This is a genomic window from Candidatus Pyrohabitans sp. (assembly GCF_054014795.1).
On record NZ_JBPMGE010000077.1, the window covers coordinates 1 to 8,181 of the forward strand.

General features: G+C 52.4%; 11 protein-coding genes. 6 read left to right on the plus strand and 5 right to left on the minus strand.

What is annotated here, in order from left to right; all coding sequences use genetic code 11:
- The first annotated feature begins 50 nt into the window (after nt 1–50).
- The 4 genes from ACXJJW_RS08135 to ACXJJW_RS08150 all read left to right on the plus strand — a co-directional run bounded on the left by ACXJJW_RS08135 (nt 51) and on the right by ACXJJW_RS08150 (nt 4,210).
- Entirely contained in the window at nt 51–1,907 is a 1,857-nt protein-coding gene (locus ACXJJW_RS08135) for a threonine--tRNA ligase (protein ID WP_456475242.1), read from the plus strand.
- Between the two features lie 112 nt (nt 1,908–2,019).
- Complete coding sequence (locus ACXJJW_RS08140; protein ID WP_456475243.1) at nt 2,020–3,195, plus strand: PAS domain-containing sensor histidine kinase; 1,176 nt, start codon at nt 2,020–2,022, stop codon at nt 3,193–3,195.
- A 50-nt stretch (nt 3,196–3,245) separates the two neighbouring features.
- On the plus strand, nt 3,246–3,734 hold the full coding sequence (gene dcd, locus ACXJJW_RS08145; RefSeq protein ID WP_456475244.1) for a dCTP deaminase: 489 nt from the start codon (nt 3,246–3,248) through the stop codon (nt 3,732–3,734).
- Complete coding sequence (locus ACXJJW_RS08150; RefSeq protein WP_456475245.1) at nt 3,734–4,210, plus strand: bifunctional nuclease family protein; 477 nt, start codon at nt 3,734–3,736, stop codon at nt 4,208–4,210. Before dcd ends, ACXJJW_RS08150 begins: the two co-directional genes overlap by 1 nt.
- Here ACXJJW_RS08150 and ACXJJW_RS08155 read toward each other — a convergent pair.
- The 4 genes from ACXJJW_RS08155 to ACXJJW_RS08170 all read right to left on the minus strand — a co-directional run bounded on the left by ACXJJW_RS08155 (nt 4,207) and on the right by ACXJJW_RS08170 (nt 6,354).
- Nucleotides 4,207–5,313 carry a radical SAM protein gene (locus ACXJJW_RS08155; RefSeq protein WP_456475246.1) on the minus strand — a complete coding sequence of 369 codons (1,107 nt, stop codon included), beginning with the start codon at nt 5,311–5,313 and terminating at the stop codon, nt 4,207–4,209. The genes ACXJJW_RS08150 and ACXJJW_RS08155 overlap by 4 nt on opposite strands.
- Before the next feature lie 28 nt (nt 5,314–5,341).
- Nucleotides 5,342–5,566, minus strand: a complete 225-nt coding sequence (locus tag ACXJJW_RS08160; RefSeq protein ID WP_456475247.1) for a hypothetical protein — start codon at nt 5,564–5,566, stop codon at nt 5,342–5,344.
- 61 nt (nt 5,567–5,627) lie between these two features.
- Nucleotides 5,628–5,903: a type II toxin-antitoxin system RelE family toxin gene (locus ACXJJW_RS08165; RefSeq protein WP_456475248.1), complete on the minus strand. Its 276-nt coding sequence runs from the start codon at nt 5,901–5,903 to the stop codon at nt 5,628–5,630.
- Nucleotides 5,904–5,988: 85 nt separating this feature from the next.
- Nucleotides 5,989–6,354 carry a response regulator gene (locus ACXJJW_RS08170; RefSeq protein WP_456475249.1) on the minus strand — a complete coding sequence of 122 codons (366 nt, stop codon included), beginning with the start codon at nt 6,352–6,354 and terminating at the stop codon, nt 5,989–5,991.
- Between the two features lie 90 nt (nt 6,355–6,444).
- Here ACXJJW_RS08170 and ACXJJW_RS08175 point away from each other — a divergent pair, with 90 nt between their 5' ends.
- The gene (locus tag ACXJJW_RS08175) at nt 6,445–6,708 is read left to right on the plus strand and encodes a hypothetical protein (protein ID WP_456475250.1); all 264 of its coding nucleotides are present in this window, start codon (nt 6,445–6,447) and stop codon (nt 6,706–6,708) included.
- Nucleotides 6,709–6,713: 5 nt separating this feature from the next.
- On the opposite strand, the gene sfsA is transcribed toward ACXJJW_RS08175, so the two are convergent.
- Nucleotides 6,714–7,403, minus strand: a complete 690-nt coding sequence (gene sfsA, locus ACXJJW_RS08180) for a DNA/RNA nuclease SfsA (RefSeq protein WP_456475251.1) — start codon at nt 7,401–7,403, stop codon at nt 6,714–6,716.
- Between the two features lie 89 nt (nt 7,404–7,492).
- Between sfsA and ACXJJW_RS08185 the strand changes: the two genes are divergently transcribed.
- Nucleotides 7,493–8,181: radical SAM protein (locus ACXJJW_RS08185; RefSeq protein WP_456475252.1), on the plus strand; the 689-nt coding region annotated here is incomplete at its 3' end.

Below are 8,181 nucleotides of genomic sequence, written 5' to 3' on the forward strand. Positions count from 1 at the left end.
CCTTCGAAAACCTTATAAAAACCCAGCGCCAAGGTAGCAGGGGTGCAACAATGAGGCTTCTTCTCCTTCACGTGGACCACATAGAGTTTAAAGCAAAGCAGAAGACAAAGGTCGCCGAAAAGGTTAGCGAGGAAAAGCTCGCGGGTAAAGCGGAGGAGGCGCTCGCCGCATTTATCGCCGTTGAGAAGGCGGACGAGGGCCATGCAAAAGAGGTGGTGAAGCGCGCCGCCGAGGAGATAGAGAAGGTTTACTCACAGGTTAGAGCAGAGCGTGTAGTGCTCTACCCCTATGCCCACCTCAGCTCCTCCCTCGCAAAGCCGGATTTTGCGGTGGATGTGCTCAGACGTCTGGAGGAGGAGCTTCTCGCGAGAGGCTACGAGGTTGTGCGGGCGCCCTTCGGCTGGTACAAGGCCTTTGAGCTGCGCTGCAAGGGGCATCCCCTGAGCGAGCTTTCCCGGGAGATACGCGTGGAGAAGGAGGAAAAAGAGAGCCTTGCCCTCAAGGCTGAGAAGAAGCTGAAGAGCGAGTGGTATGTGCTCACCCCTGAAGGCGAGCTTACCCCTGCGGAAAGCTTCGACTTTTCAAAACATGAGGGCTTGAAGATATTCTACGAATATGAGACCAAGGGCACTCGTGCGGTGACCGAGGAGCCACCCCACATTCGCCTGATGAAGGAGCATGAGCTTGTGGACCACGAGCCTGGCAGCGACCCGGGCAATTTGCGCTGGTATCCCAAGGGAAAGCTGATAAAGAAACTTCTGGAGGAGCGCGTTACAGAGCTCGTGCTTGACTACGGTGCCATGGAAGTGGAGACGCCGGTGATGTACGACTTCGCCCACCCCAGACTGAGCCGCTATCTTCACCGCTTCCCGGCAAGGCAATACGTTGTGATAAGCGACGACAAGGAGTACTTCCTGCGCTTTGCCGCGTGCTTCGGGCAGTACTTGATGATGCACGACATGACAATAAGCTACCGCCACCTCCCGCTCCGCCTCTATGAGCTGACCCACTACTCCTTCCGCCGGGAGCAGAGCGGTGAGCTCGCAGGGCTTAAACGCCTGCGAACCTTCACCATGCCGGATATGCACACCCTCTGCAGGGACATGGAGCAGGCCAAGGAGGAGTTTCTGCGCCAGTTCAGGCTGAGCATGCGCTATATGAAGGAGCTGGGCCTGGAGTATGAGGTAGCCATGCGATTTGTGCGCGACTTCTATGAGGAGAACGAGGAGTTTGCCAAGCAGCTGGCTGAGCTTATAGGAAAGCCCATTCTCATCGAACTCTGGGATAAGCGCTTCTTCTACTTTGTTATGAAGTTCGAGTTCAGTGTCAACGATGCTCAGAAGAAGGCGGCAACGCTTTCGACAGTGCAGATAGACGTGGAGAACACAGAGCGCTTCGACATAACCTACGTGGATGAGAGCGGGGCCAAGCACTATCCCCTCCTTCTGCATGCCAGCATCAGCGGGGGTATTGACCGCAATCTCTACGCGCTGCTCGAGCAGGCCTACCTCAGAGCTAAGCGCGGCGAAAAGCCTTCGCTGCCCACCTGGCTCTGTCCCACGCAGATCAGGATAATCCCTGTGTCTGAGCAGAACCTCGGCTACGCCGAGGAGCTTCTTGCCTACTTTAAGAAGCGCAGGGTGCGCTGTGATTTAGACGATGAGGCGGCAACACTTCAGAAGAAGATACGCAATGCCGAGAAGGAGTGGATCCCATACATCGTCGTTGTTGGTGCGAGGGAGCAGGAGGGAGGCTACCTCACTGTGCGTGTGAGGAGCACAGGCGAGCAGGTAAAGCTGAGCAGGGAGAAGCTCGCCGAGCGCGTGGAGAAGGAGAATGAGGGCAAACCCTTCGCCAAACTTCCACTTCCTGAGAAGCTCTCCCAGAGGCCGAAGTTCAGGGGATAGTTTTTCCGAGAGTTAAAGAATCAACTGAAAGACAATTTTTATCTACTTCCAAATCTGAATCTAATCTCTATAAGTGATATTAAAATCCACCCAGTGAGGGGAATATAAACCTATGGAAATGACGATGCAGAGACACATATCCGGGTCGGGAATGATTGAACCCAGGCTAGAGGGGAAAGCACAGCTTAAAATCGAAGCTGGTGCTGAGATACCAGAGGGTATTGTTGCAGAAAACATTAATCTGGGAATGGTTGTTGTTCTGGATGGCGCTATTGAATTTGCAAATTCAAAATTTTGTGAAATTTCCGGATTTGAAAAAGAAGAACTGATTGGAACCCCATTTGTTAAACTTGTTTCGTCAAATTCAAGAGAGTTACTTATGCATGAGAATGCAATCTATGGGATTGCCGAATGTGAAATAGAAATCCTCTCAAAAGAGGGAGAGGGTATACCTGTTGAAGTGAATACTTCTCTGATTGAATTTAATGGCAGACCTGCAGAAATGATGATACTCAGGGACGTTACAGAGCAGAAGAAGCTCGAGGAGGAGCTGTTCATAAGGCAGGAAAAGCTGATAGCAATGACATACGAACTGGAGCAGTCCAACTACCTAAAGGACCTCTTCCTGGACATTATGCGCCACGACCTTTTGAATCCCATCGGCGTCGCAAACAACTTTGTTGAGCTCCTGCTTGATGACGAAAAGGACCCTGAGAAGGTGGAGCTGCTCAATGCAATAAGGAGGGGGCTTTCAAAAGCAGTGAAGCTGGTTAATGATGCCACAAAACTTTCTAAACTTGGTTCCATAGAAAGCCTTGAATTGGAGGATTTGGACATTAAAGAGGTGCTGGAGGAGGTTGTGGAGGACTTTATTCCTCTGGCCTCAAAGGCGGGTATGCATATAGAGAATAAAATAACCCACAGCCTTTATGTCAGGGCCAATAAAATAATCGGAGAGGTGTTCGCCAATTTTATATCCAATGCAATAAAATATGCCCCGGAAGGAAAGATGATAGTCATAGAAGGTGAGGAGGCATACGAATTCGTTAGAATTAAGGTGATGGACTTCGGGAGTGGCATAAAGGACGAAGATAAGCTCAGAATTTTTGATAGATTCACCAGGAGAGAGAAGGGTGGTGTCAAGGGCTCTGGTCTGGGATTGACAATTGCTAAAAAAATTGTTGAGTTCCACAAGGGCAAGGTCTGGGTGGAGGATAATCCTCAGGGAGGGGCGGTCTTTGTGGTGGAGCTGCCGAAGCAGGGGAGCAATGCGGGCAACGCCACCTGAGTTGAGACTCAGCAGAAAAAGTTATCTTCACCCCCTGCGAATTTAGAAGCATGTACCTCGGTTATGAAGAACTTCTGAACAGAATACACGAGGAGCGCCTGCTGGAGAATGTGGAGGAGGGCAACATTCAGGGCGCGGGCGTGGACCTGCGCATCGACAAGCTGTACGACATCACCTCACCTGCGGCATTATATAAAGAGGAGCGCACCCTGCCGGAGCTTCGTGAGATTGAGGGCGAGCGCTATGTGCTGAAGCCGGGGAAGTACTACCTGTGCACCACCCTGGAGAGGGTGAATATGCCAAAGGATTTGGTGGCATTTATGTTCCAGCGCTCCACGCTGTTTCGCTGCGGTGTAAGCCTGCGCACCGCCGTTATAGACCCGGGCTACAGGGGTGTGCTCACCGTGGGTATAAAGAATGAGGGAGGCTTTGAATTCACCCTGGAGAGGGGCTCGAGGATAGCGCAGGTGGTCTTTGCCAGGGTGGAGGGCGACGCCGTAGCTTATGAGGGGCGCTACCAGGGGGGAAAGGTGAAGTAATGCTTTTCCGCGCTATAGCTCTGCTTCTGCTTGTTGCCTCATTTTCAGGTTGTGTGGAGAGGGAAGAGGCGCCGCCCGAGGGCTACGTACAGGTGGAGGTCAGCGATGTCCGCGAGGAAACCTTCGGCTATGCGATCGTGCTTAAGGAGGTTGATGGTAGGGGAAGGCTCACCATGGTGGTGGGCAGGGAGCAGGGGGAGCGCATGCGCCTGCTTCTCGCCGGCGAAAAGCCTCCCCGCCCCTGGATGCACCACACCTTCGCGGCACTGCTTGCGAAGCTGGGAAAGAAGGTGAGCTACGTGAGCGTTGATGCTCTGGTTAGCGAGGTGTACTACGCGTCCATCCACATCCCTGGCATAGAGGCGGTAGACGCTCGCCCAAGCGATGCGATAATCCTGGCTCTGATTGAGGGCTCACCCATCTACGTCAACTCAGCTCTGCTAGAAAAGCCAAAGATTGAAGCCCTCGCCGCCTAGCGAAGAAGGTGCACATTGCCCAGGCGAACATTGCGGAGGTGGCGTCTCGCTACTTCAAGGCAGGCCTCAGCCTGCTTCCAGCTGGTCGTCGGAAGGGAGCGCATCATGTAGGTGGGATAGAAGGCGAGCAGGGAGTAGGGTATCTCCGGGCTGAGCTCTGCAATGAAGCGCGCTATCGCCTCGACCTCAGCCGCGTCGATATAGCCGGGGACGAGCAGTGTGCTCGCGATGAGAAAGGGCGGCGAAGGGCGCTCCTCCACGTGCTCAGCCAGCATTGCGAAGTTTTTCAGGGTGTAGCGATTGCTCGTCCCGGTGAGCGCAAGATGGAGGTTCTCATCCCAGGCCTTTAGGTCGAACTTTATGCACCCTCCAGACTCTAAGCTGAGCTTCGCCGCCTTCCTGAGTACGCCGGGATGCATACTGCCGTTGGTCTCGTAGCATATCCTCAGTATTTCGCCCTTTCTCTCACGGAGCGCTATCTTGCTGGTCTTTATGGAGTGGGCCATCTGGGGCGTGGGGTCGCCGCCGAAGTAGCATATGCAACTCGTTCGGTTATCCACAAGGGCTGCGAGATGCTCCGGCGTCATCCTCGGGGAGAGCGTCCGAGCGTTCTCACGGTACTCCCAGTTCTGGCAGAAGAGGCAGTCGAAGCTGCAGGCGCCGTAGAAGACCGCGAGGTTCTTGTATCCCAGCTCTGGCCCGCGCTCCACGTGGGAGTAGCGCGGATAGCCAGCGCCGGTGCAGCCAGCGCAAACCCACGCCGAGACGCAGTTCGTGGGCAGTGCGTCGTGGTAGGCGCTCACCACTGCCTCACGGGCAGTGCCAGCGAGGTGCACCAGCCTGCCTCCTCGGTTAATGCGCAGCCCGCAGAGGGAGCGCTCGCCCTCATGGAGCTCGCACTGATTAACGCAAAGGGTGCACTTCACCTCACCTCCCCTGGGCGCGCTCTCGGGAAAGCCGAAGCGCCTTCGCGAGGCTGCGTGAGCCTCCTGCGCCAGCGCGAGCGCCTCCTCTGGCCTCTGCCTTATGCAGCGCAGGCACACCTGAAGCTCTGCCGCAATTTCCTCTCCCTTTGCCCCACATACTGCGCATTTTCCTGTCATTACAATAAAATTTAAAAAATCAAGAAATTCACTCTTCAACGCTTTTCAGGAACTCTTCCATGCTGGAGAATTTTAAACCCTCTCCTCTTTTGATTCTTTCCTCGGCCTCTTCAATCCTCTTAATAAACTCCGGAAATATGAGGTCCTCGTCGGGATAGATAGCCTCAATTAGCAGGGCTTCCATACTGTCAACCTTCTCCCTGAGTACTGCCACATCTTCGGCAATTTTCCTCAACAACTCAACTTCAGACATAAATCTCACTTTATCTTTGTCCTTTAACTTCGTAATCTTTTGCTGAAGGTGTATAAAAAAGCTAATCGATTGTCCTTTTATAAACCTTATCATGGTGGTCAAAATCTAATAATTCTATAACCTTTTTATCCTTATCAAACCTGTAGATCAAAACAAAAGGAGCTACGTGAAGTCTCCTCCTATTCTTCAGAACGTTCCTGAGGGGCTTTCCCATTTCTGGATTTTTACTCAGGAGCAAAAGCTTCTTTTTAAGGCGATCATAAGTTTTCCTGTCTTTTTTATAGAGCTTTTTAATTTTATTCTGCAGCTTTGGATCTACTATTATTTCGTAGCACATATCGGCACCTTGTTTTTAAGGCTCAATTAACTCTCTTTTTATTTTAGTCTTCCAGAAAATCTGTTATGAACGTATTTATGATTAACTATTTCTGCGACTCCCTTATCGCAGCCTCAAGCCTTTCGATGCTGAAGGGCTTTTGTATTAAACCTTTTGCTCCCTGCCTCAACCACTTCTGTATTCTGTCACTCTCTGTTACAACGCTGAAAATGTAAACCGGGGTATTCTTTAGCCCCTCATGATTCTTAATGCGTGATAAAAGCTCCTCGCCGCTCATGCCCGGCATGAGGATGTCGAGAAGAATCACATCCAGAGTGTAGCCTTCTTTGAGCTTTTTCAGCGCTTCCTCTGCGGAGCCTGCAGTAACAACGTGGTATCCGCGCTTTTTAAGCATGCGCTTTACAATACCAAGTATGTCTTTGCTGTCGTCTATCACCAGGACGCTTGTCAACTGCATCCCTCAGTTTTACTACAAAATTATAGTGTTCACAACAAATTTCTCAATCGTCATTTATAAGTTTTTTGATGTGTTCACTACAATATGGAAGATTTGCTGGTGAGTGATAGGAAAAAAATAGAAATTCTGAGAGCGCTTTCTGATAGAAAGGTGCATACCTACTATAATCTTACTAAAATTACAGGAACAAACTTTAATACGGTGAAAAAGAACTGTATTTTTCTCGAGTTGTTGGGTCTTGTCGAGGTTCTTAAAATCAGCAAAGAGGAAAGTGCCTCAGGAGTGGCATCTTACAGAGTTAGAATCACAGAAAATGGGTTAAGATTTCTGGATAAACTTGGAAAGTGATGCCGCTACCGGAGCAGCACCTTCACCCTGCTTTTTATCTCAATCTCCCTGCCGTCGAAGTCGCAGCGATAGGCGAGAACCTCAACGCCCCTTCGCTTCGCCTCCCTCAGGGCTTCGCCAAAGGCAGCGTCGGTGGCGTCATTGGGCGCAAAGGCAAAGGCGTCGCCCCGCTGGATTATAAAGACTACCGCCGAGCGGTAGCCCTCCTCCCTTGCTTTAATCAGCTCAAGCAGATGCCTCCTGCCCCTCGCCGTGGGCGCGTCCGGAAACCTTGCAATACCCTCCTCGACGAGGGTGCAGGACTTGACTTCCACCAGGCAGGGAGGCGAGCCCGAGAGCAGGAAGTCCAGCCTGCTTTCGCCGAATTTAACCTCCTCCCGCGCTATGCGGTATCCTGCGAACTCTGCCAGCCTGCGCTGCTCTACAGCCTCTCTGAAGAGGGCATTGGGCACTCGGGAGTCCACGCTCACCCATGCTTTGCCAGCTTTAACCCCTATGAGGTCGTAGGCGGTCTTCCTCTGCGCACCCCTGCATAGCCGGAGCAGCACCTCTGCATTTATCACGAGGAGCTCCTGGAGCCTCCCCGGGTTTGGAAGATAGGCTTTCGCAGCTTCGCCGTCCACCTCAACAAGGCATGCGAACCTGTTCAGGCGCTGGATAAATACGCCGCGCTTCAGCTCTCCCTGGATTTTCATCTTCCTCAACTACTCTGTAATTTCCCACGTATATACTGTGGGGTTGGGTTCAGCTTTAATTTTCATCGCTAATCCCCGCGACTACTACAATGAAGTTTGAACCTCGCTGGATTGCCTGGGAAATTACCCAGAGGTGCAATCTGCGCTGTGTGCACTGCCGCGCCGAGGCGGCGATAAAGGCAGAGAGAGGGCCGAGCACAGCTCAGGCTAAGGCGGTGATAGACGACATCTCAAGCTACGCCAAGCCAGTGCTGGTGCTCAGCGGCGGCGAACCCCTGCTGCGGGAGGATATCTTTGAAATCGCGCGCTACGGCACTGAGCGAGGGCTGCGAATGGCTCTCGCAACAAACGGCACCCTTGTCAGCGATGAGGTGTGCGAGAAGATCAAGGAGAGCGGAATTAAGATAGTCTCTATCAGCATCGATGGTGCCTCCGCCGAGGTGCACGACAACTTCCGCAACCAGCGCGGAGCCTTTAAAGGCGCGATACGTGCGGCGAAGCTCTTCAAAAAGCACGGCATCCCCTTCATAGTCAACTCCTCTTTCACAAAGCGCAACCAGGAGGAGATTCCAAAGGTTTATGAGCTCGCCAAGAAGCTGGGCGCCACCGCCTGGTACATGTTTCTGATTGTTCCCACCGGTAGGGGAAAGGAGATAATGGAGGAGCTCATAAGCAAGGAGGATTACGAGAAGATACTCAACTGGCACTACGAGATGGAGCGGCAAGAGAAGGAGATGTATGTGCGCCCCACCTGCGCGCCCATGTACTACCGCATCTT

Coding starts and splice junctions, on each gene's coding strand:
- ACXJJW_RS08135 (WP_456475242.1), top strand. CDS start 51: ATGAGGCTTCTTCTCCTTCACGTGGACCACATAGAGTTTAAAGCAAAG.
- ACXJJW_RS08140 (WP_456475243.1), top strand. CDS start 2,020: ATGGAAATGACGATGCAGAGACACATATCCGGGTCGGGAATGATTGAA.
- dcd (WP_456475244.1), top strand. CDS start 3,246: ATGTACCTCGGTTATGAAGAACTTCTGAACAGAATACACGAGGAGCGC.
- ACXJJW_RS08150 (WP_456475245.1), top strand. CDS start 3,734: ATGCTTTTCCGCGCTATAGCTCTGCTTCTGCTTGTTGCCTCATTTTCA.
- ACXJJW_RS08155 (WP_456475246.1), bottom strand. CDS start 5,313: ATGACAGGAAAATGCGCAGTATGTGGGGCAAAGGGAGAGGAAATTGCG.
- ACXJJW_RS08160 (WP_456475247.1), bottom strand. CDS start 5,566: ATGTCTGAAGTTGAGTTGTTGAGGAAAATTGCCGAAGATGTGGCAGTA.
- ACXJJW_RS08165 (WP_456475248.1), bottom strand. CDS start 5,903: ATGTGCTACGAAATAATAGTAGATCCAAAGCTGCAGAATAAAATTAAA.
- ACXJJW_RS08175 (WP_456475250.1), top strand. CDS start 6,445: ATGGAAGATTTGCTGGTGAGTGATAGGAAAAAAATAGAAATTCTGAGA.
- sfsA (WP_456475251.1), bottom strand. CDS start 7,403: ATGAAAATCCAGGGAGAGCTGAAGCGCGGCGTATTTATCCAGCGCCTG.